The organism is Actinoplanes aureus (genome assembly GCF_015704865.1).
GTDB classification, from domain to species: Bacteria; Actinomycetota; Actinomycetes; order Mycobacteriales; family Micromonosporaceae; genus Actinoplanes; species Actinoplanes aureus.
In genome coordinates this window covers 19,217-41,192 of sequence record NZ_JADQTO010000029.1, presented here as the reverse complement: position 1 = coordinate 41,192, position 21,976 = coordinate 19,217, and the positions used below count along the sequence as shown (strand labels likewise).

The window sequence follows — 21,976 nt, the reverse complement described above, 5'->3', positions numbered from 1 at the left end:
TTACTCGTTCGTGGTGCGTCAGGCGGCCTGCAGGCCCTCGGCCCGGGCCAGCTCACGCAGCCGGCCGAGCGCCTGGATCTCCAGCTGGCGGATCCGCTCCCGGCTGAGCGAGAAGCGCGAGGCCACCTCGGTCAGCGAGTGCTCCCGGCCGTCCTCCAGGCCGTACCGGGCGCGCATGATGCCTGCCGACCGGTCGTCCAGGTGGTTCAGCAGGCCTTCGATGCGCTGACGCTCCAGCGCGTTCAGCACGATCTCCTCGGGCGACGGTGCGTCGCTGTCGGCGACCAGGTCACCGAGGTTGGTGTCGCCGTCGTCGCCGACCGGGGTGTCCAGGGAGACGGTGTCCTGCGCCCAGCGAGTGAGCTCGTTGACCCGCTCGACGGTCACACCCAGGGCCGCGGCGACCTGCTCCGGCTCCGGGTCGCCGCCCAGCTCACGGACGAGCTGGCGGGTGACGTTACGCATCCGGTTGACGTCCTCGACCAGGTGCACGGGGAGCCGGACGGTGCGCTCCTGCTGGGCGATGGCCCGGCTGATCGCCTGCCGCACCCACCAGGTGGCGTAGGTCGAGAACTTGTAGCCGCGCTCGTAGTCGAACTTCTCGACCGCGCGGACCAGACCGGTGTTGCCCTCTTGAATCAGGTCCAGCATCGGCATGCCGGACCGCACGTAGCGACGTGCGATGGAGACGACCAGCCGAAGGTTCGCCCTGATGAACAGGTCCTTCGCGCGCTGGCCCTCGGTGACGAGCCGCTCCAGTTCCTCCCGGCTGACGCCGCGGCGAACCTCGCCCTGATCGAGCAGGTGCTCGGCGTAGAGGCCCGCCTCGATTGCCTTGGAGAGTTCAACCTCCCGTGCGGCGTCCAACAACGGCGTCCGGGAGATCTCGTGCAGGTAGACTCCAACGAGGTCGCGCTCTTCGGCGACCTGGTCGGTACGCATCACGGTGCTCTTCTCCACGTTGCCCACGGTCCCCTCATTGCCGTCACTAACCCTGTTACGGGCATTACCTGCGTCCATCAGCCCTCTCCCGTAACGTCCGCAGCTCGTGCATTGCGGTGGCTGCCATCTACACAACAAATTGCCGGCTGTACTGATTCCAGCTGGTGGGTCGAAAGTGTCACGAATGCCTGGGTCTTACCTGAGAGCCCAGTGCGCGGTACCTGAGTGCGTGGTACCTGAGTGCGTGCTCTCGGCGCCCGTCCCGTAGACAGGCGGATACCCTCGGCGCGCTTCATAACACCATTCGGCCTCTCAACGTCACAGCGACGGGCATCACCTGGGGTCCGCGACGCTCATCACCCCCGTGTACGGGTTTCACGCCTGCGGGGTTCATGTGCAGCATCGGCCGGCCCGCGACGAGCCTGAAACAAACGCCTGAAGGAAATCCCGTGCTCCGCACCGGAACGGGACCATCGGTCAGGATGCGCCACACCACGCCACAGTTCACTCGCCCACACGGGTGACATCTCTTGAGACGCAGACATTCCCAGGTGGCGGCCAGTTTCCTCGAACAAGTGAGGAAAAGCACATCCCCGTCGGTATGACAGGCTGCTCCGCATGACGGATGCGCGTACGGCTTTGGTGACGGGTGGCACGGGCGGTCTGGGCGGGGCGACGGTCTCCGCGTTCCTGGCAGCCGGGTGGCGCGTGGTGGCCCCGGTCCGGCCCGGGACGACCGACCGGCTGCCGGCCGGCGCGATCCCGGTGGAGGCGGACCTGACCGTCGAAGCGGACGTCCGGGCGGCGGCCGAGGTGGCCGGGAGCGATCCGGAGGCGCCGCTGCGGGCCGTGGTGAACCTGGTCGGCGGGTACGCGGGCGGCGGTCTGATCGCCGACACCCCGGTCGAGGAGTTCGAGGCGATGCTCACGACCAACCTGCGGTCGACGTATCTGACCACGGCCGCGACCCTTCCGTACCTGGTCGCCGCGGGAGGTGGCTCGGTGGTGTGTGTCTCGTCGCGGGCCGCGCTGTCCCCGTTCCCGGGTGCGGCCGGATACGTGACCGCCAAGGCGGCCGTACTGGCCTTCGCCGAGGCGGTCGCGGTGGAGTACAAGAAGCAGCGGGTCCGGTGCAACACCGTGCTGCCCAGCGTGATCGACACCCCGGGCAACCGGGCGGCCCAGCCGGACGCCGACCGCAGCCGCTGGGTACGGCCCGAGGAGATCGCCGGCGTGGTGCTCTTCCTCGCCTCGGACGCGTCGGCACCGACGAGCGGCGCGCGGATCCCGGTCTACGGGCAGGCCTGAAGGGGTTCCGGCTCGGTCCGGCGCGCGGCGGGCACCGCTGCCGGCTCGGTGAAAGCAGCCAGCTCGGCATGGATCGCGGCGCTCACCTCATCGGGCGTGCCGTTGGCGTCGATCACCACGAAGTCCCGGTACTCCGGCAGCGACTCGTACGCCTTCGTGGCGGCCCACAGGTAGTCCATCGACTCGTGGTCGTACCCGCGGCGCTCGATCCGCTCGTGGGCGACCTCGGGGTCCACGGCGAGCAGGAACGTCACGTCCGGTCGCGGGAAGAGCCGGTAGGCCAGGCGGGCGCGGCGCTCGGCGGCCGGGCGGGCACCGCGGGCGCGCAGGCTCGCGTACTGGCAGACCGCGTACCGATCCATCACCGCGATGTCCCGGCGGATCATGCGGCGCAGCATCGTACGGGCGATGGCGAGCCAGCGCAGCACCGACTCGACGCCGAGCATGCCCCGGCGCCCCAGCAACTGCTCGGCGTCCTCCTTGCCGACCAGCCCGGCGACCCGGCCGAACCAGTGCCGCCCGCCGGCGTTGCGCCGGTACACGGCGGGCAGCCCGGCGGCGGCCAGCTCAGCCGCCAACCGGTGCGCCTGAGTGGTCTTGCCGGAGCCGTCGATACCGACCAGCGCGATGGTGCGGACGCGGCGGCCGATCCGGGGAGACTGCGGGAGGAGAGCCATAACAACTGACGGTAGCCCGGGGGCGCACCATCCGTTCCGCACCGCGACGGATCCTGTCCGTACCAGAATGGGGCGAGGGGTTCAAGGTGTGGCGACTCCGGGTAGTCGTTCACGGACCGGACACGGGACAGGAGGTCGCCATGCCACACCGGGTGGACGAAGGTTTGGCCGTCACGTTGAAACGCGTGGCGTCGACGCTCAAAGCGGCCGACATACCCTTCGCACTGGGTGGGAGCTTCGCGGTCTACGCCCGCGGCGGCTACTCCAGTGACCACGACGTGGATTTTCTCATCCGCGAGCAGGACAAGGACCGGGCGCTGCAGGAGCTCGCCGCGGTCGGATTCGAGACCGAACAGCCGCCCGAGGACTGGCTGGTGAAGGTCTTCGACGAGGGCCGGATGGTGGACCTGATCTACCGCCCGGTGGAGTCGCCGGTGACCGACGAGACGCTGCACGACACCGACCAGATCTCGGTCGAGGCGATCTACATGCCGGTGCTCTCGGCGAGCCAATTGATGATTCACAAGCTGCTGAGCTACAGCCAGCACTACTGCGATTTCGCCACCGGACTGCCGGTCGCCCGGTCACTGCGCGAGCAGATCGACTGGGACCGGGTGCGCCGGGAGACCACCAAGTCGCCGTACGCCGAAGCGTTCTTCGTGTTGCTGGACCGGCTGGACGTCGTCCCGTTCCCGGGCGGGCGGGAGCTGAAGGTAGGGGGATGAGATGACCCACCAGATCAACCTGGAGGCCGAAATCCAACGGTTGCTCACCGAGGATGACCGGATCTCCGAACAGGGCATCACGGTGCAGCGCCGGGAGAACCTCGTGGTGCTCGGCGGTGAGGTGGAGAGCGCCCAGCGGCGCGACGAGATCTGCCGCCAGGTCACCACCCGGTTCCCCGAGATCGAGATCACCTGTGACATCGGCATCACCCGGGCGCAGGCACCCAGCGAGGTGGAGGAGATTTCATGATCCGGATCGCCGCCGTAGGCGATGTCCACGTGGACAAGGACGTGGTGGGCCGCTACCGGCCGGCCCTGGAGCAACTGCCCGACCGGGCCGACGCGCTGCTCGTCGCCGGCGACCTGACCCGGCACGGCACCGTCGAAGAGGCCGGCTGTTTCGCCAAGGAGTTCGGCGGCCTGGCGGTGCCGGTGGTGGTGGTGCTAGGCAACCACGACCATCAGAGCGACCTGCAGGACGACGTCGCCAAGGTGCTCACCGACGCCGGGATCACCGTGCTGGAGTGCTCGGCGACCGTACTGGAGATCAAGGGCCATCGACTCGGCGTGGCCGGCGCGAAGGGATTCGGCGGCGGCTTCGCCGGCGCCTGCGCGAGCAACTTCGGCGAGCGCGAGATGAAGGACTTCGTGGGCACCACCGAGGACATCTCGGCCCGCCTGGGCGAGGCGCTGCGCTCGGTGGAGTGCGACGCCCTGGTCGCGCTGACCCATTACTCCCCGGTGCCGGAGACCCTGGTCGGCGAGCCGCTGGAGATCTACCCCTTCCTCGGCTGCTACCAGCTCGGGCAGGCGATCGACTCGGCACCGACCGCGCTCGCCCTGCACGGCCACGCGCACCACGGCTCGGAACGCGGCCGCACTCCGGGCGGCGTCCCGGTCCGCAACGTCGCGCACCCCGTGATCAAGCAGGCGTACAACGTGTACCAGCTGCTGTCCGACGCGGTGGATATGGAATTGGCCCACGCGTAACCCGGATGGGTGGGATCACAGGTTTTCGATTTCCAGGCTCCGGGTACCTCGATCGCATGGAACTTCTGCTTCTGATCCTCGCCGTTATCCTCGTGGTCGCCGGTATCGTCGCGCTGTTCCGGCGGCAGATCCTGTGGGGCATCGTGCTGATCGTCGTCGGCCTGCTCGTGGGTCCGGGCGGCGTCAGCATCTTCAACGTCTGACCTGCCCCGGAAGTACCGACCGCTATCCCCTGACCAGTAATGACGACCCGAGAACCGGGGTCGCCGCCGCCCTGTCCGATCCGGACAGCGCGACGGTGGCCCCGGTTCTCTTTGGAGCACCGCCGCACACGACGTGCGATGTACGGCCGCTGATTTCTGACTCAATCTCGGCGTTCGATCGCCGACTTCGCGAGGTCATCAGTGGCTCATGTGCATCACTTCAGCTACGGGATCTACAACCCGATAGCCGCCTATCTTCTGGCCTTCCTCGGATCGTTCCTCGGGTTGCTCTGCGCCGGCCGGGCGCGGGACGCGCACAACCGCAGCCGGCGCAACCGCTGGCTGGTGATCTCCGCGTTCGCGATCGGCGGTGGCGGCATCTGGCTCATGCACTTCTCCGCGATGCTCGGCTTCGACGTGCCGGACAGCCCGGTCCGCTACGACCTCGCGCTCACCCTGCTCAGCCTCGGTTTCGCGGTGCTGACCGTCGGCGTCGGACTGATGGTGGTGGGGCACGGCACCCGTAGCACCGCCAAGACCGTCGTGGCCGGGATGCTCACGGGCGGCGGTGTGATCGCCATGCACTTCACCGGCATGGAGGGCATGCGCCTGCCGGCCACCATCCACTACAACCCGCTGCTGGTGGCCGCCTCCACGGTGATCGCCTTCGCGGCCAGCACGGTGGCGCTCTGGTTCGCCATGTCGGTACGGGGCTGGCTGCGGGTCAGCGCCGCCGCCGCGGTCATGGCGCTCGCCGTCTGCGGCATGCACTACACCGGGATGGCGGCCATGTCGATCGAGCTGCACGTGTCCGCGCCCCTTCCCGGCGGAATCCGCCCGCTCACCATGCTGGTCCCGATCACGGTGATCACGGCGGCCACCATCGTCGGGGTCGCGCTGAGCGCCCTCCAGGCGATGACCGAGGAGGAGTTCACCGACGGTGCGGGCACCCCGAAGCGCGGCATCCACGCCGAGACCGCACAGCCGTGGTCGCTGAAGCAGGCCTCCATGGGCGCGGTCCGGCTCACCCCCGCCGCACGCGCCGTGATGACGAATCGGGCCGTCGCCGGCCGGCCCTCACCGAAGCCCCGGCCGTCCGCGGCACCCGCGCCCACGGCGCCTCCGGCAACATCGGGTAGCTGATGGAAACCCATTGCCGACTGTGATCGGGTATATCTGATCGGCATGGCACCACGGTTGCTGCTCTCGATGCCACTACACGCGATCACGGAGGTGTACGGCGAAGCGGGACTGCGCGATCGTTTCGGCCTTGAGCTGGAGTCCTTCCCCGACGACGAGCGCAAGCAACTGGAGGCGGCGCTCGACCTCGCGTCGAGGTTGCACGCCGACGACCGTCGGGTCCGTGAGCCCTATCTGAACCATCTGCTCCGGGTGGCGATCCGCATCATCCGGTATTACGGCGTCCGGGACGCCGACGTGCTGACCGCGGCGCTGCTGCACGACGCCGTCGAGGACCACCCGGCGGAGCTGGGCGGTCTCGAACCGGACGAGTCGTACCCGGTGGCCACCGAGGCCGCGCTGACCGAGCTGGCCCGCCGCTTCAACCCGCGGGTGTCCGAGCTGGTCCGGTCGGTCACCAACCCGGAGTACGACCCCGCGCGGGATCGGCACGAGCAGTACCGGGAGCACGTCGCGGAGAACCTGGAACGGGACCCGTGGGCCCGCGTGATCAAGATCTCGGACTTCACCGACAACGGGGTCGGGGTCATCCACACCTCGAGCGACAAGGCGTACCGGTCGGCGACGAAGTATCGGCCGCTCGTGCCCAAGTTGCGGGAACTGGTGGGCCGATCGGACACGCCGCTGTCGACGCAGGCCAAGGAGCACATCTTCGACCAGCTGGACCTCGCCGAGGAGCGTTTCGCGGCCATCCTCGACGACTGAGGGCAGAGCCCGCCATACGCTGGGGGCCATGCCCTCCACAGACGTCTGGTGGCGCGACGCCGTCATCTATCAGATCTACCCGCGCTCGTTCGCCGACGGCGACGGTGACGGCATGGGTGACCTGCCCGGCATCACCGCACGCCTGCCGCAGCTCCGCGAGCTGGGCGTGGACGCCGTGTGGCTCTCGCCCTTCTATCCCAGCCCGCAGCACGACGCCGGGTACGACGTGGCCGACTACCGGGGCGTCGACCCGCGGTTCGGCTCGCTCGGCGACGCCGACAAGCTGATCGGCACGGCACACGACCTCGGTCTCAAGGTCATCGTGGACCTGGTGCCGAACCACACCTCCAGCGAGCACGTGTGGTTCCAGGCCGCACTGCGTTCCGCGCCGGGCAGCCCGGAGCGGGAGCGCTACATCTTCCGTGACGGCGATGAGCCGCCGAACTCGTGGCAGAGCGTCTTCGGCGGTTCCGCCTGGGAGCGCCTGCCGGACGGTCAGTGGTACCTGCACCTGTTCGACGTCTCCCAGCCCGACCTCAACTGGGACCACCCGGAGGTGCGTGCCGAGTTCCTGGACATCCTGCGGTTCTGGCTGGACCGCGGCGTCGACGGTTTCCGGGTGGACGTGGCGCACGGCCTGATCAAGGACGCCGAGCTCACCGACTGGACCGCGCCCTCGGTGATCCTCGGTGGCTTGGACTCGGTCGGTCCGCCGCCGCCGATGTGGGACCAGGAGGGGGTGCACGAGATTTACCGCCAGTGGCGTGCGGTCCTCGACGAGTACCCGGGCGGGCGGATTCTGGTCGCCGAGGCCTGGGTGCAGCCCGAGGAGCGGCTGGCCCGGTACGTGCGCCCGGACGAGATGCACCAGGCGTTCAACTTCCCGTACCTGGAGGCGCCCTGGTCACCGGCCGAGCTGCGTCAGGTGATCGACTCCTCGCTGGCCGCCAACGAGACGGTGGGAGCCACCACGACGTGGGTGCTCTCCAACCACGACGTGGTGCGGCACGCGTCCCGGCTGGGCTACCCGGTCGGCCAGGGACGCCGTCCCGGCATCGGCGTCGAGGACCCGCAGCCGGACGCCGGTCTCGGGCTGCGGCGGGCCCGCGCGGCGACGCTGCTGATGCTCGCGCTGCCCGGGTCGGCGTACCTGTACCAGGGCGAGGAGCTGGGGCTGCCGGAGCACACCACGCTACCCGACGAGTACCGGCAGGACCCGGCCTGGGAGCGGTCCGGACACGCCGAGCGGGGCCGGGACGGCTGCCGGGTGCCGATCCCCTGGGAGGCGGACGCACCCTCCTACGGCTTCGGCCCGGCAGACGCGAGCTGGCTGCCGCAGCCGGCGATCTGGGCGGAGTACGCCCTGGACCGGCAGGTGGACGTGCCCGGCTCGACCTACGAGTTGTATCGGGTGGCGCTGCGGGCCCGGCGCGAGCACGGCCTGGGCGCCGGCTCGCTGGCCTGGCTGGACAGCGGCCCGGACGCGCTCGCCTTCCGCAACGACGGCCTGGTGGTGCTCACCAACTTCGGCGCGGAGCCGGTCTCGCTACCGGACGGGGCCCGGGTCCTGCTGAGCAGTGAGCCCCTGGACGCCGACGGTCGCGTCCCCACCGATGTCACCGTGTGGGCGTTGCTCTGAGGCCACGGCCAGCAGGTCGGCGTGGGTGCGTGCCATGTCCTCCGCGACCGTCCTGCTTGCCAGCCAGTACATGATCCCGGTCGGCACGAAGAAGAACACGAACCCGGCGAGCCCGACCGCGTAGTTCAACGGTGGCGGGAACGTGCCGGAGAGGCGATGGAACGCCACGCCGACCAGGGCGTTGCCGCCGGCCCGGCCGACGCCGTTGACCAGGTTGCCGAGGCTGTAGACGGTGCCGCGGTGCTGCGGCGGGTTCACGTCGGCGATCATGGCGAACCAGTTGGGTGAGTTCGCCGAGGTCAGCATCAGCGCGAACACCGCGGTGGCCAGGCAGGCGGCGACGGTCGGCTCGGTCACCACGTTCGCCAGCACGCCGCGGATCACCGCGCCGGTGCCGGCGCCGTCCGGCACCGTGATCTTCATGGGGACGAAGAACAGCACCACGTAGAACGGCACGGCGGCGAGCACGCCGACCGATGCGACGAGGGCGCGACCCCGAGGCGTACGCCGTTGCAGCCGGTCACCGGCGAGCCCGCCGAGGATGGACAGCGCCGCCCCGAGCTGGAAGATCGTCGCGAAGACGCTGCCGATCAGCACCGCCGTACCCGGTGAGTACCCCTGGTCCTCGGCCCGTGCCCGGAACAGGATCGGCAGCCAGACCAGCGAGCCGAACGCGATCTGCGCGGTGCCGCCCTGAAGGATCAGCCAGATGTTGGTGCGCCGCCGCAGGATGACCGGGATGTCCTCGTGGTGGATGCGCTCGTCGTACTCGACCCCGGCGAGCTCGGGCTGGCTCTCCCCGCGCGGCACGTTGTAGGTGAGCAGATAGGCCAGGGTGGCCAGCACCCCGGCGGCCGCGGTGATCAGGAACGGCCGCCGCCAGTCCCCATGTCCGAGAATGCCGCCGACCAGGGTGCCGGCCAGGGTGCCGACGCCCTGTGACAGGCCCCAGAAGCTCATCACCAGACCGCGGCGCCTCGGTGAGATCAGGTCGCTGACCACGGCGAAGCTGACCGAGGCCACCCCGCCCAGCCCGATCGCCGCGAGGATCTGGGCGGCGAGGAAGGACGGATAGCTGCCGGCCAGGCCGGACCAGGCGGTGCCGATCACCCAGATCAGGGTGCCGGCCACCAGGACCGGCTTACGGTCGGTGCGATCTCCGACGTACGCGAAAACGATCGCCGCGACCGCGCTGAACAGGAACATCATCGTGGTCGCGAGCGCGATGTGTCCCTCACCGACGTCGAGCTCGGTGGCGATGCTGCCGTAGAGCGGCGGGACGATCCCGATGGCGACGTTGTCCAGGGCGGCCAGGATGACGAAGACCACCACGCTGTATACGCGGTGCACGGCCCCGCCTCTGCCCATCCCGCGGTATACGTTAGACGCGTGGGCGGCGCTGCCATGGGACAGCGCCGCCCTTCCCGTTCCCCCGCGGGTCCTGGTTAATTTCCGATGTTGGCCTGCGGGCCGGCGTACTTCGCCAGCAGTGCGGGGACGTCCGCCGCCGCGTCGAGGGTGTACGAGTAGAAGCTCTTCGGGTCGAACGCGGACCCGTTGGTCTGCTGCTTGCCCGACGAGTTCGTCACGATGCTGCCGCTCTGCTTGAGCTGGGCGGCCGACGTGTCGTTGTAGTAGGGGTTCGCCACCCTGTCGAAGTAGCTGTTCTCCAGAACCATCCTGGTGCCGCCCCGCGACAGATTGCCGTACGAGGTGATGTTCTGCAGGTAGTTGTTGTACAGGTGGGCGTACGCGACGTTGTCCGTGCTCGGGTTCCGCTGCGCGGTGTTCTTGATCCAGTTGTGGTGGATCGTCATCCGCGCCGTCACGTTCTCGGTCCAGCCGATGCCGAACGCCTTGTTGCCGGTGTCCAGGATGTTCCAGGACACGGTCAGGTACGTGGTGTCCTTCCGGCTGTCGATCATGCCGTCGTTCATCCGGGTGATCTTGCAGTGGTCGATCCAGATGTGATCCGCCGTGTCCATCTGGATGCCGTCGTAGTCGTACGTCTTGTCGTCCGGGTCGTCCTCGGTCATCTGGGTGTCCCGGATGGTGAGGTTCCGGATGATGACGTTCTTGACGCCCTCGCCCAGGAAGAAGCCACCACCCACGATCTCGCCGGTGGTGCCGGCCCCGACGATGGTCTTGTTCGACTTGACCTTGAGCTCGGTGCCCTTCGGGGTGATCGTGATCGTCCCGGCCACCTTGATGACGTACGGCTCGGTGGCCGTGACGTACTTGGTCAGGTCGGCGAGCGTCCTCACGGTGACCGTGGCGCCGGCCGCGCCGCCGGTCGTGCCGCCGCCGGTGGCGGCGAACCCGTCCGGCGTGGCCGGCCAGGTCCGGTCCCCGCTCGAGGCACCCGCCTGGGTGAACGCCCACTGCTTATTCGAGTTGGCGGAGCAGGTCTCCTGGATGATCGCCGCGCCGTTGGCCGTCGAGGCCCCCTGGTCGGAGATGCACAGGCCACTGTTGATGTTGATGATCTGGAACGTGTCGGTCCCGGAAGCGGCCACCTTCCACTGCTGGTTGGTCTGCGAACCGACGCAACCCCACTGCTGCAGCTGCTGACCCGACGTCTTCGAAGCGGACGGCACGTCGATGCACTTACCGCTGTTCACGTTCTGCAACAGGAAGTTGCTGCCCGACGCCACCAGCTTGAACTGCTGCCACGTCGAGTTCGCCGTGCAACCCCACTGCTGAAGCAGGGCGCCGTTGTCCTTAGACGCGGCCGGCACGTCGATGCACTTCCCGCTCTTCTTCACGACGAGCTGGTACGTGTTACCGGCCGTGGGAGCGGCCGCCGCGCTCGACGGGAGCACCGACCAGCCGATGACCGCGGCCGGGACGGCCAGGACCGTGGCCAGCAGGGCGGCGCGCTTCTTGGAGATAGCCATGATCAACCCACCGGATTCCAGTTGTCCGAGCCCGCGAGGTACTTCTGCGGGGTGTAGTTGGCGGCCTGCGAGTCGCTCAGCTGCGGCCGGTTGCTGTTGGTGGTCGCCCCGGAACCGGTGTTCTTGTACTCCAGGAACCGGGCGTTCTTCCACGAGTTCGACGACATGTCGGTCCACGGCTGGGCGGTCTTGATGGTGGCGCTCAGGCTGGTCTCGCGGAACAGCACCTGCGCGTCCGCGCCCCACGGGCGGCCGAGCTGGGTGGTGTTGTTGGTCGCGCCGGTCACCGTGCTCTTGTAGATGAGGAAGCCGTACGCGTTCCCCGGGTCGGTCCGGGCCGCCGTGATCGGGCCGCCAGTGCTCCGCTTCTGATAGATCCTCGTCGCGTTGAAGACCGCGGTGCCCCCGCCGAAGATGAAGTCGACGGTGCCCTCCACGTAGGAGTTCTTGACGTACGAGCGGCCGCTGTTGACCAGCAGGGTGTCCTGGGCGCCGAGGAAACGCACGTTGTCGAAGACCAGCTTGTCGCCACCCAGGTTCGCGGCCACCGCCTGACTGCCCTCGCCGTAGTCGTTCGCGATGGTCAGGTTGGCGGCGACGAGCTCCTTGCCGTTGGCGAAGAAGGTGGCGCTGCCCGAGGTGCCGTAACCACCGGCGTTGCTGCGGTTGTTGACGATCACCACGTCGTCGGCCGAGTCGCCGCCGCCCTGAAGCGTGATGAACGGCTTGTTCGACGGGACGGTCACGATCTCCCGGTACGTACCCGGCTTGATGGTGATCGTCTTGCGGCTGGCGTTGTTCGCGCCGACCGCGTCGATCGCCGCCTGCACGGTCCGGTACGTCCCGGTGCCGTCGCTCGCCACCGTGAAGGACCCGGTGGATCCGCCGCCGACCTGGGTGAACGCCCACTGCTTGTTGGAGTTGGCGGTGCAGGTCTCCTGGATGATCGCCGCGCCGTTGGCCGTCGAGGCCCCCTGGTCGGAGATGCACAGGCCACTGTTGATGTTGATGATCTGGAACGTGTCGGTCCCGGAAGCGGCCAGCCGGAACTGCTGGTTGGTCTGGCTGCCCACGCAACCCCACTGCTGCAGCTGCTGACCCGACGTCTTCGAAGCGGACGGCACGTCGATGCACTTACCGCTGTTCACGTTCTGCAACAGGAAGTTGCTGCCCGACGCCACCAGCTTGAACTGCTGCCACGTCGAGTTCGCCGTGCAACCCCACTGCTGAAGCAGGGCACCGTTGTCCTTCGACGCGGCCGGCACGTCGATGCACTTCCCGCTCTTCTTCACGATGAGCTGGTACGTGTTGCCCGCCGTCGGGGCGGCCGCCGCGCTCGACGGCAACATCGAGTAACCGACGAGCCCGGCCGGCACGACGAGCGCGGCCACGAGGCCGAGCAGCGTCCGCTTGCGAGATCTTCTCTCTGCCACTGCGGTCCTTCCTTACCTGCGGGGATGGCGGCCGGGGGATGGCCGGTCTTCCTGTGCAGGTAGGTAGATGCCGCTGCGGAGAGGGGACAACAGAAAAGTTCGCAAATAAGTTGGGGGACGGCCCGGCAGAGCCGTCCCCAGGACTCAGCGAGGCCGGTCGATCACGGCGTCCTGTGCGGCCGCGTACTGCTCGCGGATCAGCGGGACGCTGCTGTCCTCGTACAGCGCAGGGGTTTCCGCCGACCAGGTGGGCGGGACGTCACCGCCCAGGGTGACCCACGCGGCCTGGCGTGCCGCGCCGTCGGCGACGTACTCGCCGGGCGGCGGGACCAGCACCGGCTTACCGAAGAGCGCCGGTGCGATGCGGCGAACCGCCTCGCTGCGCGCCCCACCGCCGACCAGAACGATCCGGTTGGCGGCCGCGCCGTTCGCGACCAGCGCGTCCAGGCCGTCGGCGAGCGCGCAGAGCATGCCCTCGACGGCGGCCCGGGCCAGGTGGGCCGGGTCCGAGGTCCTCAGGGTGAGACCGTGGATCGCGCCGGTGGCGTCCGGCCGGTTCGGGGTGCGCTCCCCCTCCAGGTACGGCACCAGGACCAGCCCGTCCGCACCGGCCGGAGCCGACAGCGCGAGCCGGGACAGCTCCTCGTGATCGACGCCGAGCAGCTTGGCCGCGGCGTCGAGCACCCGGGCCGCGTTGAGCGTGACCACGATCGGCAGGAAACGCCCGGTGGTGTCGGCGAAGCCGGCCACCGTGCCGCTCGGGTCCTGCGGCGCGACGTCCGAGGAGACGAAGACCGTGCCGGAGGTCCCGATCGAGACGATCACGTCGCCGGGCAACGCGCCGGTGCCGAGGGCGGCCGCCGCGTTGTCACCGGCGCCGGGCCCCAGCGGCGCGCCGTTGGCCAGTCGCCCCGCGATGCCGGTGGGGCCGAGCACCTCGGGTACCGCGATCGGGCGGCCGAAGCCGAGTTCCAGCAGGTCGTGCCGGTACTCGTTGGTCTTCGCCGACCAGTAGAGGGTGCCGCTGGCGTCGCTGCGATCAGTCCTGATGTCCGAAATATCAGTGGATCCTGATAATTTCCAGGTCAGCCAGTCGTGCGGCAGGCAGACCGCGGCCACCCTCGCCGCATTCGCCGGCTCGTTGCGGGCCAGCCAGCGCAGCTTGGTCAGCGTGAAGCTGGCGACCGGCACGATGCCGACCGCGTCCGCCCACTTGTCGCCGCCGCCCAGCTCCTCGATCAGGTCGGCGGCCGCCCCGGCGCTGCGCGTGTCGTTCCACAGCAGCGCCGGGCGGACCACCTCGCCGTTCTCGTCCAGCACGACCATGCCGTGCTGCTGACCGGCGACCGAGGCGGCGGCCACGTCGTCCAGGCCGCCGGCCTCCTCGATCGCCGACTGGAGCGCGGCCCACCAGGCGTCCGGATGCACCTCGGTGCCGTCCGGGTGACTCGCCCGGCCCTGCCGGACCAGCCGGCCGGTCTCCGCGTCGCGGATCACGACCTTGCAGGACTGGGTCGAGCTGTCGATCCCGGCTACCAGTGCCATCGCGGTTACCGGGCCCCGATGAGGTGCTCGATGGCGAGCTGGTTCAGCTTGACGAAGCCGTACCCCTGGGCGCCGGCGGCGTCGGCGTCGAAGTCCTCGAACGCGCTGCGGTCGGCGAGCAGATCGGTGTACGTCTCGCCCGGGTTCAGCGTCGGCGCGCCGAGCTCGGCGACCTTGGACGCGGCGAGCGCCGCCTGCACCTCGGGGTCGGCGCGGAACGCCTTGGCCCGCTCCTTGAGCAGCAGGTACATCCGGATGTTGGCCTTCGCCGACTCCCAGACGCCGTCGTAGTCCTCGGTGCGCGACGGCTTGTAGTCGAAGTGCCGGGGACCGTCGTAGGCCGGGGCGCCGTCGACGCCGCCGTGCTCCAGCAGGTCGACCAGGGAGAACGCGTTGAGCAGGTCGCCGTGACCGAAGACCAGGTCCTGGTCATACTTCGGGCCGTGCTGACCGTTCAGGTCGATGTGGAAGAGCTTGCCGTGCCACAGCGCCTGGGCGATGCCGTGGGTGAAGTTGAGGCCGGCCATCTGCTCGTGGCCCACCTCGGGGTTGATGCCGAACAGCTCAGGACGGTCCAGCTCCTGGGTGAACGCGATGGCATGACCGGCGGTGGGCAGCAGGATGTCGCCACGCGGCTCGTTCGGCTTCGGCTCGATGGCGAAGCGCAGGCCGTAGCCACGATCCTCGGAGTACTGCGCGAGCAGGTTGAGCGCCTCGCGGTAGCGGTCGAGGGCGGCCTGGACGTCCTTGGCCGAGTCGTACTCAGCGCCCTCGCGGCCGCCCCAGATGACCAGGGTCTTGGCGCCGAGCTCCGCGCCGAGGTCCATCTGGCGCAGCACCTTGCGCAGCGCGTAACGCCGGACCGAACGGTCGTTGCTGGTGAAGCCACCGTCCTTGAACACCGGGTGGGTGAAGAGGTTGGTGGTCACCATCGGGACGATCAGGCCGGTCTCGTCGAGCGCCTTCTTGAAGCCGGCGATGATGCCGTCGCGGGTCTGCGTGTCAGCACCGAACGGCACCAGGTCGTCGTCGTGGAACGTGATGCCGTAGGCCCCGATCTCGGCGAGCTTGTGCACGGCCTCGACCGGGTCGAGGGCGGTGCGGGTGGCGTCACCGAACGGGTCGCGGGCCTGCCAGCCGACCGTCCAGAGGCCGAAGGAGAACTTGTCGTCACGGGTGGGCTGGAGTGCCACGGGTTACCTCCACGAAACATGGTGGATTTGTTTATTGGTTGAATTATTTGACTCAGGTGTGGCAGTGTCAAGGGCGTGTTGAGCGCCCCGACGACGCCAGTGCGCCAAGCGAGCGTGCGAGCCCATAATCTCGCGCTGGTTCTGCACACCGTGGCGAACAGCGCAGATCACCCATCTCGGGCGGCTATCGCGGCGGCCACCGGGCTCACCCGCGCCACCGTCTCCGCGCTTGTCGACGATCTGATCGCCGGCGGACTGCTGACCGAGATCGACCCGCCACCGCGCACCGGCGCCGGGCGGCCCGCCGCCGGGCTGGCGCTCACCTCGGCCGGCCCGGCCGGCCTGGGGCTGGAGATCAACGTCGACTACCTGGCGGCCTGCGTGGTCGACCTGACCGGCGCGGTGCGGCAGCGCTTCGTGGAGCACGACGACCAGCGGCCGGCCGGCGCCGCGCGGTCCCTCACCGCTCTGGGCGCGCTGGCCGCCCGGGCCCGCCTCGCCGCGGAGGCCGACGGGCTGACCGTGACCGGCGCCGCGCTGGCCGTGCCGGGCCTGGTCGCCGACGGCGGACTGATCCGGGTGGCACCCAACCTCGGCTGGCAGGACGTGGACGCGCCGGCCCTGCTGCGCGGCGTTCCGGAGCTGGCCGACCTGCCGGTCACCGTGGACAACGAGGCCAACCTGGCGGCGCTCGGCGAGCTACGGGTCACCGGCGGCGACCCCACGTTTCTGTATGTGTCGGGCGAGATCGGCATCGGTGCCGGCCTGGTTCTGGACGGTGATCTCTACCGGGGTGTGCGCGGCTGGAGCGGCGAGATCGGGCACCTCACCGTCTTCCCGGACGGCCGGCTCTGCCGCTGCGGGGCGAACGGATGCCTGGAGCAGTACGCGGGGCAGGAGTTCCTGGCCGGGGACGAGCCGTTGGCCGCCCGGGCGCTCGGGATCGCCCTGTCCGCGGTGGTCAATCTGCTGGACGTGCCGGTGATCGTGCTGGGTGGGGCGTACGCGCCGTATTTCGGGCGGCTGCGCGGTGGGATCGAGGCGGAACTGGACCGCCGGGTGCTCACCGCCGGGCTGGCGCCGGTGACCCTACGAGCGGCGACGCTCGGCGCGGACGCGGCCATGCGCGGTGCGGCGGACACCGTCATCCGGGCGGTGCGCGACGACCCCGCCTCCTGGTTGCGCCGGGCGGGGTGACCGCCTCTTTCGCGAGGTAGAGCACGGTCGCGCGTACATCTGAAAATGCACAGAGCGGCCGCCATCCTTGCGTAAGGATGGCGGCCGCCTGGTGTGTCTGTCGTTACTTCCCTGAGCCGGACCGCTGACCGATCGCCTGCGCGAAGATCTTCGTGATGTCCGTCGGGTCCTCGGCGAAGAAGGCGCCACTGCCTTCCACCGCGCCCTCGATGGCCTTCAGCTCATCCTTGTTGACCTCGGTACCGATACCGATGAGCACCAGACGGATCTTCTTCGTCGGGTCGTAGGCCTTCTTGAGCTCCACCTTCAGCTGTTCCAGGCTGAGTCCGCCCGGAGGGCTGGAGTCCTCGCCGTCGGTGAAGAGGATGACCGAATTGATCCGGCCGCCCTGGTAGCCCTTCTTCACCTGCAGGTACGAGGCCAGCACCGTGTTGTAGAGGCCGGTTCCGCCGTCCTTCACCGGGTTGAGCTTGTCGATCGACCGGCTCAGCCGGTCCCGTGCGTTGGTGAGCGGCTGGATCGGCTCGAGCTGCTTGTAAGGCTTGTTGCCGTCCAGGTTGGTGGAGAACCGCCACACGCCGACCTGCCAGTCGTCACCGAAGAGCGACAGACCGGCACGTGCCGCCTGCTTCGTCACCTCCGCACGGCTCGCGCCACCGGCGGTCGGCACCGGCTCGTTCATCGAACCGGAGACGTCGAAGACCGCCAGCGCCCGGCCGGGCAGGGTGGTCGCGATCCAGCTACCGACCACACCACTCAGGTCCGCACCGGTCACCCCGGAGGCGGCCGTGCCACCGGTCGCGGGCTTGCCGGCCGACGGGGTGATCGCGGGCGACGCCGCCGGGGCGCCGACCGGAGCCTTGAAGGTGGAGCCGTACGTCCCGTCGGGAGCGCGCAGACCCGCGCTACCGAGCGCGTTCTTCGCGCCGCCGCCGGTCAACTGGGCGAGCAGTCCGTCGGCCGCGGCCGCCTTCTGCTGGTCCACCACCTGCGGCATGATCATGTACGGGTAGTCAAGCGCCGGCGGGCTGGGGTCCACGTAGAGCGCGCTGAGCCGCACGGTGGGCTGCTGAGCGTTGTAGGAGACCACGGCCTCCTCGGAGAGCGGCGCGGCACTGAGACCACTGGCGAGCTCGTCCTCGGTGGCCGCACGCGGGAAGCTCTCCAGGAGCTCCGCACGCACCTTCGCGTCGCGCTCCGCGAGCGTCCGCAGGGACTCGACCCGCTTGGCGCCGGTCGGGTCGAGGCCGGTCGCCGACTGGGAGATCGCGAGCAGGCTCATCAGCCCGGACGCGTCCCGGGCCGGGTCGACGATGCCGACCTTCAGCGGCGTGTCGGAGTTGAACTGGGCCAGCAGCGTCTTCCACGACAGCTTCTTGCCCTCCCACCCGACCTTCTGCGCGATCGGCTCGGGCATGGCGACGACCAGCGGGCTCTGCGCCACCGAGACGACCTTGGAGGGCGCGAACCCGGAAGCCTCGTTCTTCAGGCGCAGCAGCCAGGTCGACGAGTCCGGCAGCCACACGTCGGGCACCTTGACCGACTCTGGCGCCTGACCCAGGCCGGCGAGGATCACCGAGTGCTCGCGGGATACCGCGCCGGCGACCGTGGCCGCACTCTGATCAGCGACGTCGACGAAGACGCACGTGCCACCGACCTCGGCGCCGTCTTGGCTCCACTTGTCGGCGACCTGCTTAACCGCTGGGGCGATTTCGGGGGCAGCGGCTACGGACAGTCGCACCGATCCGGTACAACCGGAGTCGGCGAACCGTTGATAGGTGAGCCACGCGCCGGAAATGACGACGACTATCGCCATCGCTCCTCCGACTACGCCGGCTCCCTTCGAGTTGAACGTTCTACGATGGCGGCCAGACACGCGCTCCATAGTGCGCATGTCAGAAGCTGAATGCCATATACGTTCGGACGAAAGTTACTCAGATTGGCCATTGCCGATCTAGAAAACACCCAGCGTAGTTACGTCGTCTCGATGGGTGGCGACCGGCGGGGCGGCGATGCCGGATTTCTCCGAAAGATCACCACACATGCCGCCCTGCCCGATCTCGCCTATGGCCTGATCATCGAGGGGCTCCACCGGAGCAGACAGGTGGGGCTCGGCTCACCGGTCGGCTCGCCTTGCGAACCGGGAATTCCGGTGTCCGGATCGACTCGGAAAACCGTCACGTTGTGTGAACGCTCATTGGCTACGTAGAGGTGATCGCCGAGGAGCGTGATATGCCTCGGCCAGGCTCCACCGCTGGGCACTTCGGCGATCAGAGTCGCCGTTTCGCCGTCCCACTCGAAAACCGAGACGGTGTCCGGCCCGCGGTTCGCCACGTACGCGAATCGGCCGTCCCGGCCCATGGTGATCTCCGACGGAAAGGTCGGCCCGGGCAGCGTGCTCGTCCTCGCCTCCCCGCGCGACTCGAGCTGAGGCCCGCCGGCCGGGCGGTACCAGGACAGGTTGGCCGCCAGCTCGCCGGTCAGGAGGACCGCACCGTCGGTGGAGCGCGTCAGGTGCCGCGGACCGGTGCCGGGCTTCGCCTCGATCGCCGGCTCGGCCGGGCCCAGCCGGCCGGAGACCGGGTCCAACCTGGACCGCCACACCCGGTCCGAGCCCAGGTCGGAGATGAGCACGTCGGCGCCGTTCGGGTCCGGGACGATCTGGTGTGCGTGCGGCTCGCTCTGGCGTTCGGCGTCCGGACCGGAGCCGGCCAGGGTGAGCAGGTCGCTGCGGGTATCCGGCACACCCTCGGCGTCCAGCGGGAAGACGGTGACCGATCCCCCGCCGTAGTTCGCCACGACCAGGTGGCGGCCGTCCGCGGTGACGGCCAGGTGGCACGGGTCGGCGCCGCCGGTCGGCTGCACCGCGAGCGGGATCAGCGAGCAGTCCGGCGCGACCGCGAAGGCGGTGATCGTGCCCTCGTCCAGCTCGTTGACCGCGTACAGCACCGGGAGAGTCGGGTGCTGCGCCAGGAATGAGGGCGACGGAGTGCGTGCGGCCAGACCCAGCCGGGTCAGCTCCCCGGTGGCCGGATCGCGGCGCACCAGCGTGATGCCGTCCCCCTCGCCTCCCTTCTCTCCGGTGTAACAGCCGACGAAGACGTATTCAGCACTGGAACCCATGACCCTGATCCTACGGGCGACTTGTCTTCTTGACCGGTACAGAAGAGCAGGGTTACTGTACCGGTACAGAACAGGAACCGAGGAGGCTGCCATGGAACTGCCCGCCGCGTACCTCCGCGGGGTCCAGAGCGTCACCCGCGAGGTCTACAGTGCCCGGCCGGACGCTCCGGTCGTCGTTGAACCCGAGCGCGTACGCCGTACTCCACGCCTGCGGTTGTCGCTGTCCCGCGCGCTGTACCGTGCGTCCGTCGCGATCGCCCCGCCCGCTCCCGCCCGATCCACCGCTATTCGCCATCCCCGCCGGGGTTCAAGCTGAGGTGCCGGGGCGTAGCGAATTCGCTCGGCAGCGCGGCCTGTCGGCGAGGATGGCCTTAAGTCCGGAGCGTCATCAGTCCGACACGTACAGCGTCGGCGCATAGATCCTGACGAATAGTTGATCTAGACTGCACCGGACTCGCTGACTTGCCGGTCAGCGCTACGGGAGGTCATGGATGATCGGGAAAAGAGCCATTTCGGCCGTCTTCGCAGCGGTGCTCGCGTCTGCCGGGGCGGTAGTCGCCACCGGCACTCCAGCGTGGGCGCTCAAAACGGAGTGCCGGGCGACCTACACGGAAAACGGATGGAGAGCCACTCCCTGCGTGAGCCGGGAGATCGTCAACGGGGCGTACGAGTACAAGGCCAGCGGAACCCTCGCCGACTATCCGAGCAACTGCAGCACCTTCCGGGTGTACCTCACGTACCCGAACGGAACGCGCCGTTGGTCCACCAGCGCATGGTCCTGCAGCAAGAAGTCGATCGAGACGGTATGGGTACGGTTCCCCGGCGAAACCTCGACCGGGGCGAAGGCCGAGATTGTCGCGTACAACTCGAGCGGAACGCCGATCTTGGACCTTTTCTCCGGGGTGCTCTACTGACCGGTGACGCGCGAACGTCAAGCTCGCGCTCCGAGGCAGCGATCCCACCTGCAAGGTCGCTGCGGACGCGGTAGAGGCGTCCGAGCCAGAACGGCCAAGCCGGTCCGGGCCAAGCACCAAGTCCCGTCGGATTCCGAACCGCGGGATCGCCTCCCACCGCCGTCCGGTGGAGGCGATCCCGGCATCCGGCGCTACCGTGTGGGCAGCGGAAAGGGACGGTGACCGGTGCCCAGGGTGACGTTACAGACCATCGCCGACCGGCTCGGCGTGAGCCGGATGACGGTGTCGAACGCGTTCTCCCGCCCGGACCAGCTCTCCCCCGCCCTGCGCGAGCGGATCCTCGCCGCCGCACAGGAGCTCGGCTACGTCGGACCCGACCCCGCCGCCCGGGCGCTCGCGAAGGGCACCACGGGCGCCGTCGGCATCCTGCTCACCGACTCGCTGCGGTACGCGTTCACCGACCTGGTGGCCGGCAGCTTCCTCGCCGCGATCGCCGAGGAGCTGACCCCGACCGGCCTCGCGCTCACCCTGCTCACCGCCTCCGGCTCGGACGACCTGGTGCCGGCCCGGGACGTGGCGATCGACGGGGCGCTGGTCTACTCCTGCGACCCCACCTCACCGGCCGTGGCCTGGCTGCGCCGGCGCAAGCTCCCGATGGTCTTCGTCGACCAAGAACGAGCCGAGGACGTGCCGAGCGTCAACATCGCCGACCGCGACGGCGCCGGCGCGGCCGCGCGGCACCTGCTCGACCTCGGCCACCGCCGGATCGCCATCGCGACGAACGGCCAGCACGGACGGTACGGCTTCATCACCGACCCGGACGACGTCGTGGAGGGACACTCCTCCCGCCAGCGCAGGCTCGGCTGGTTCGACGTGCTGAAACCCGCGGGGGTCGAGCCGGTCGTCATCCGGCACCCTCTGGAGCGGACCGATGACGTACGCCGGGACACGCGCACGCTGCTGGACCGGCCGGACCGGCCGACCGCGATCCTGTGCTTCTCCGACGCCACCGCGGTCGGCGTGCTCCAGGCCGCCGACGACCTGGGCCTACGGGTGCCGGCCGACCTGTCGGTGGTGGGCTTCGACGACGGTCCGCTGGCCACCCAGCTCCAGCCGGCCCTGACCACCGTGCATCAGGACGTCGAGGAGAAGGGCCGGTTGGCGGCGGCCGCGCTGACCGAGGCGATCCGCCGCTCCCGCACCGGGGAGACCGGTCCGGTGCCGCACGTCCTGCTCCCCGCCACGCTGGTGGTCCGGGGAAGCACCGGACCGGCGCCGCTCTGAA

21 protein-coding genes are annotated in these 21,976 nt (G+C 69.3%); 12 read left to right on the top strand and 9 right to left on the bottom strand.

The window, feature by feature from the left end; all coding sequences use genetic code 11:
* Window positions 1-18: 18 nt before the first annotated feature.
* Window positions 19-1,020, bottom strand: a complete 1,002-nt coding sequence (locus I4J89_RS40115; protein WP_196419444.1) for a sigma-70 family RNA polymerase sigma factor — start codon at window positions 1,018-1,020, stop codon at window positions 19-21.
* Window positions 1,021-1,560: 540 nt separating this feature from the next.
* On the opposite strand from I4J89_RS40115, the gene I4J89_RS40110 reads away from it, so the two are divergent.
* Complete coding sequence (locus I4J89_RS40110) at window positions 1,561-2,250, top strand: SDR family NAD(P)-dependent oxidoreductase (protein ID WP_196419443.1); 690 nt, start codon at window positions 1,561-1,563, stop codon at window positions 2,248-2,250.
* Here the strand turns inward: I4J89_RS40110 and I4J89_RS40105 are convergent.
* Entirely contained in the window at window positions 2,235-2,927 is a 693-nt protein-coding gene (locus I4J89_RS40105; protein ID WP_196419442.1) for a nucleoside/nucleotide kinase family protein, read from the bottom strand. The two genes, I4J89_RS40110 and I4J89_RS40105, sit on opposite strands and share 16 nt — an antisense overlap.
* A gap of 140 nt (window positions 2,928-3,067) precedes the next feature.
* On the opposite strand from I4J89_RS40105, the gene I4J89_RS40100 reads away from it, so the two are divergent.
* From I4J89_RS40100 to I4J89_RS40070, 7 genes are all read left to right on the top strand, one after another.
* A complete protein-coding gene (locus I4J89_RS40100) occupies window positions 3,068-3,652 on the top strand; it encodes a nucleotidyltransferase (RefSeq protein WP_196419441.1) in 585 nt (194 codons plus the stop codon).
* Between the two features lies 1 nt (window position 3,653).
* Window positions 3,654-3,902, top strand: a complete 249-nt coding sequence (locus tag I4J89_RS40095; protein ID WP_196419440.1) for a hypothetical protein — start codon at window positions 3,654-3,656, stop codon at window positions 3,900-3,902.
* Window positions 3,899-4,642 (top strand): metallophosphoesterase family protein, encoded by a 744-nt coding sequence (locus tag I4J89_RS40090; protein ID WP_196419439.1) that lies wholly within the window; start codon window positions 3,899-3,901, stop codon window positions 4,640-4,642. The genes I4J89_RS40095 and I4J89_RS40090 overlap by 4 nt, the downstream gene beginning before the upstream one ends.
* A gap of 56 nt (window positions 4,643-4,698) precedes the next feature.
* Window positions 4,699-4,845, top strand: a complete 147-nt coding sequence (locus tag I4J89_RS40085) for a GPGG-motif small membrane protein (RefSeq protein WP_196419438.1) — start codon at window positions 4,699-4,701, stop codon at window positions 4,843-4,845.
* Between the two features lie 201 nt (window positions 4,846-5,046).
* Window positions 5,047-5,988 (top strand): MHYT domain-containing protein, encoded by a 942-nt coding sequence (locus I4J89_RS40080; protein WP_196419437.1) that lies wholly within the window; start codon window positions 5,047-5,049, stop codon window positions 5,986-5,988.
* A 42-nt stretch (window positions 5,989-6,030) separates the two neighbouring features.
* Window positions 6,031-6,750, top strand: coding sequence for an HD domain-containing protein (locus tag I4J89_RS40075; protein WP_196419436.1), 720 nt, complete (start codon window positions 6,031-6,033; stop codon window positions 6,748-6,750).
* A gap of 28 nt (window positions 6,751-6,778) precedes the next feature.
* Window positions 6,779-8,389: a glycoside hydrolase family 13 protein gene (locus I4J89_RS40070; RefSeq protein ID WP_196419435.1), complete on the top strand. Its 1,611-nt coding sequence runs from the start codon at window positions 6,779-6,781 to the stop codon at window positions 8,387-8,389.
* On the opposite strand, the gene I4J89_RS40065 is transcribed toward I4J89_RS40070, so the two are convergent.
* The 5 genes from I4J89_RS40065 to xylA form a co-directional block, all read right to left on the bottom strand.
* On the bottom strand, window positions 8,297-9,757 hold the full coding sequence (locus I4J89_RS40065) for an MFS transporter (RefSeq protein WP_196419434.1): 1,461 nt from the start codon (window positions 9,755-9,757) through the stop codon (window positions 8,297-8,299). The two genes, I4J89_RS40070 and I4J89_RS40065, sit on opposite strands and share 93 nt — an antisense overlap.
* 77 nt (window positions 9,758-9,834) lie before the next feature.
* Complete coding sequence (locus I4J89_RS40060; RefSeq protein ID WP_196419433.1) at window positions 9,835-11,286, bottom strand: RICIN domain-containing protein; 1,452 nt, start codon at window positions 11,284-11,286, stop codon at window positions 9,835-9,837.
* Between the two features lie 2 nt (window positions 11,287-11,288).
* Window positions 11,289-12,719, bottom strand: a complete 1,431-nt coding sequence (locus I4J89_RS40055; RefSeq protein WP_196419432.1) for a pectinesterase family protein — start codon at window positions 12,717-12,719, stop codon at window positions 11,289-11,291.
* Window positions 12,720-12,863: 144 nt separating this feature from the next.
* The gene (gene xylB, locus I4J89_RS40050; RefSeq protein ID WP_196419431.1) at window positions 12,864-14,264 is read right to left on the bottom strand and encodes a xylulokinase; all 1,401 of its coding nucleotides are present in this window, start codon (window positions 14,262-14,264) and stop codon (window positions 12,864-12,866) included.
* 5 nt (window positions 14,265-14,269) lie between these two features.
* The gene (xylA, locus tag I4J89_RS40045) at window positions 14,270-15,457 is read right to left on the bottom strand and encodes a xylose isomerase (protein ID WP_196419430.1); all 1,188 of its coding nucleotides are present in this window, start codon (window positions 15,455-15,457) and stop codon (window positions 14,270-14,272) included.
* Between the two features lie 114 nt (window positions 15,458-15,571).
* Here xylA and I4J89_RS40040 point away from each other — a divergent pair, with 114 nt between their 5' ends.
* Window positions 15,572-16,654, top strand: a complete 1,083-nt coding sequence (locus I4J89_RS40040) for an ROK family transcriptional regulator (RefSeq protein ID WP_196419429.1) — start codon at window positions 15,572-15,574, stop codon at window positions 16,652-16,654.
* A gap of 103 nt (window positions 16,655-16,757) precedes the next feature.
* Here the strand turns inward: I4J89_RS40040 and I4J89_RS40035 are convergent, their stop codons facing one another.
* Window positions 16,758-18,470 (bottom strand): substrate-binding domain-containing protein, encoded by a 1,713-nt coding sequence (locus tag I4J89_RS40035; RefSeq protein ID WP_196419428.1) that lies wholly within the window; start codon window positions 18,468-18,470, stop codon window positions 16,758-16,760.
* A gap of 248 nt (window positions 18,471-18,718) precedes the next feature.
* On the bottom strand, window positions 18,719-19,777 hold the full coding sequence (locus I4J89_RS40030) for a lactonase family protein (RefSeq protein WP_196419427.1): 1,059 nt from the start codon (window positions 19,775-19,777) through the stop codon (window positions 18,719-18,721).
* A 91-nt stretch (window positions 19,778-19,868) separates the two neighbouring features.
* On the opposite strand from I4J89_RS40030, the gene I4J89_RS40025 reads away from it, so the two are divergent.
* From I4J89_RS40025 to I4J89_RS40015, 3 genes are all read left to right on the top strand, one after another.
* Entirely contained in the window at window positions 19,869-20,093 is a 225-nt protein-coding gene (locus I4J89_RS40025) for a hypothetical protein (protein WP_196419426.1), read from the top strand.
* A 322-nt stretch (window positions 20,094-20,415) separates the two neighbouring features.
* Window positions 20,416-20,691 (top strand): hypothetical protein, encoded by a 276-nt coding sequence (locus tag I4J89_RS40020; protein WP_196419425.1) that lies wholly within the window; start codon window positions 20,416-20,418, stop codon window positions 20,689-20,691.
* 234 nt (window positions 20,692-20,925) lie between these two features.
* Entirely contained in the window at window positions 20,926-21,975 is a 1,050-nt protein-coding gene (locus I4J89_RS40015; protein WP_309238682.1) for a LacI family DNA-binding transcriptional regulator, read from the top strand.
* Window position 21,976 lies beyond the last annotated feature (1 nt).

Excerpts from the sequence above, each read along its gene's own strand:
- I4J89_RS40095 (WP_196419440.1), top strand. The coding sequence starts at position 3,654 with ATGACCCACCAGATCAACCTGGAGGCCGAAATCCAACGGTTGCTCACC.
- I4J89_RS40035 (WP_196419428.1), bottom strand. The coding sequence starts at position 18,470 with ATGGCGATAGTCGTCGTCATTTCCGGCGCGTGGCTCACCTATCAACGG.
- I4J89_RS40090 (WP_196419439.1), top strand. The coding sequence starts at position 3,899 with ATGATCCGGATCGCCGCCGTAGGCGATGTCCACGTGGACAAGGACGTG.
- I4J89_RS40070 (WP_196419435.1), top strand. The coding sequence starts at position 6,779 with ATGCCCTCCACAGACGTCTGGTGGCGCGACGCCGTCATCTATCAGATC.
- I4J89_RS40065 (WP_196419434.1), bottom strand. The coding sequence starts at position 9,757 with ATGGGCAGAGGCGGGGCCGTGCACCGCGTATACAGCGTGGTGGTCTTC.
- I4J89_RS40100 (WP_196419441.1), top strand. The coding sequence starts at position 3,068 with ATGCCACACCGGGTGGACGAAGGTTTGGCCGTCACGTTGAAACGCGTG.
- xylB (WP_196419431.1), bottom strand. The coding sequence starts at position 14,264 with ATGGCACTGGTAGCCGGGATCGACAGCTCGACCCAGTCCTGCAAGGTC.
- I4J89_RS40115 (WP_196419444.1), bottom strand. The coding sequence starts at position 1,020 with ATGGACGCAGGTAATGCCCGTAACAGGGTTAGTGACGGCAATGAGGGG.
- I4J89_RS40085 (WP_196419438.1), top strand. The coding sequence starts at position 4,699 with ATGGAACTTCTGCTTCTGATCCTCGCCGTTATCCTCGTGGTCGCCGGT.
- I4J89_RS40110 (WP_196419443.1), top strand. The coding sequence starts at position 1,561 with ATGACGGATGCGCGTACGGCTTTGGTGACGGGTGGCACGGGCGGTCTG.
- I4J89_RS40060 (WP_196419433.1), bottom strand. The coding sequence starts at position 11,286 with ATGGCTATCTCCAAGAAGCGCGCCGCCCTGCTGGCCACGGTCCTGGCC.
- I4J89_RS40030 (WP_196419427.1), bottom strand. The coding sequence starts at position 19,777 with ATGGGTTCCAGTGCTGAATACGTCTTCGTCGGCTGTTACACCGGAGAG.
- I4J89_RS40025 (WP_196419426.1), top strand. The coding sequence starts at position 19,869 with ATGGAACTGCCCGCCGCGTACCTCCGCGGGGTCCAGAGCGTCACCCGC.
- I4J89_RS40105 (WP_196419442.1), bottom strand. The coding sequence starts at position 2,927 with ATGGCTCTCCTCCCGCAGTCTCCCCGGATCGGCCGCCGCGTCCGCACC.
- I4J89_RS40075 (WP_196419436.1), top strand. The coding sequence starts at position 6,031 with ATGGCACCACGGTTGCTGCTCTCGATGCCACTACACGCGATCACGGAG.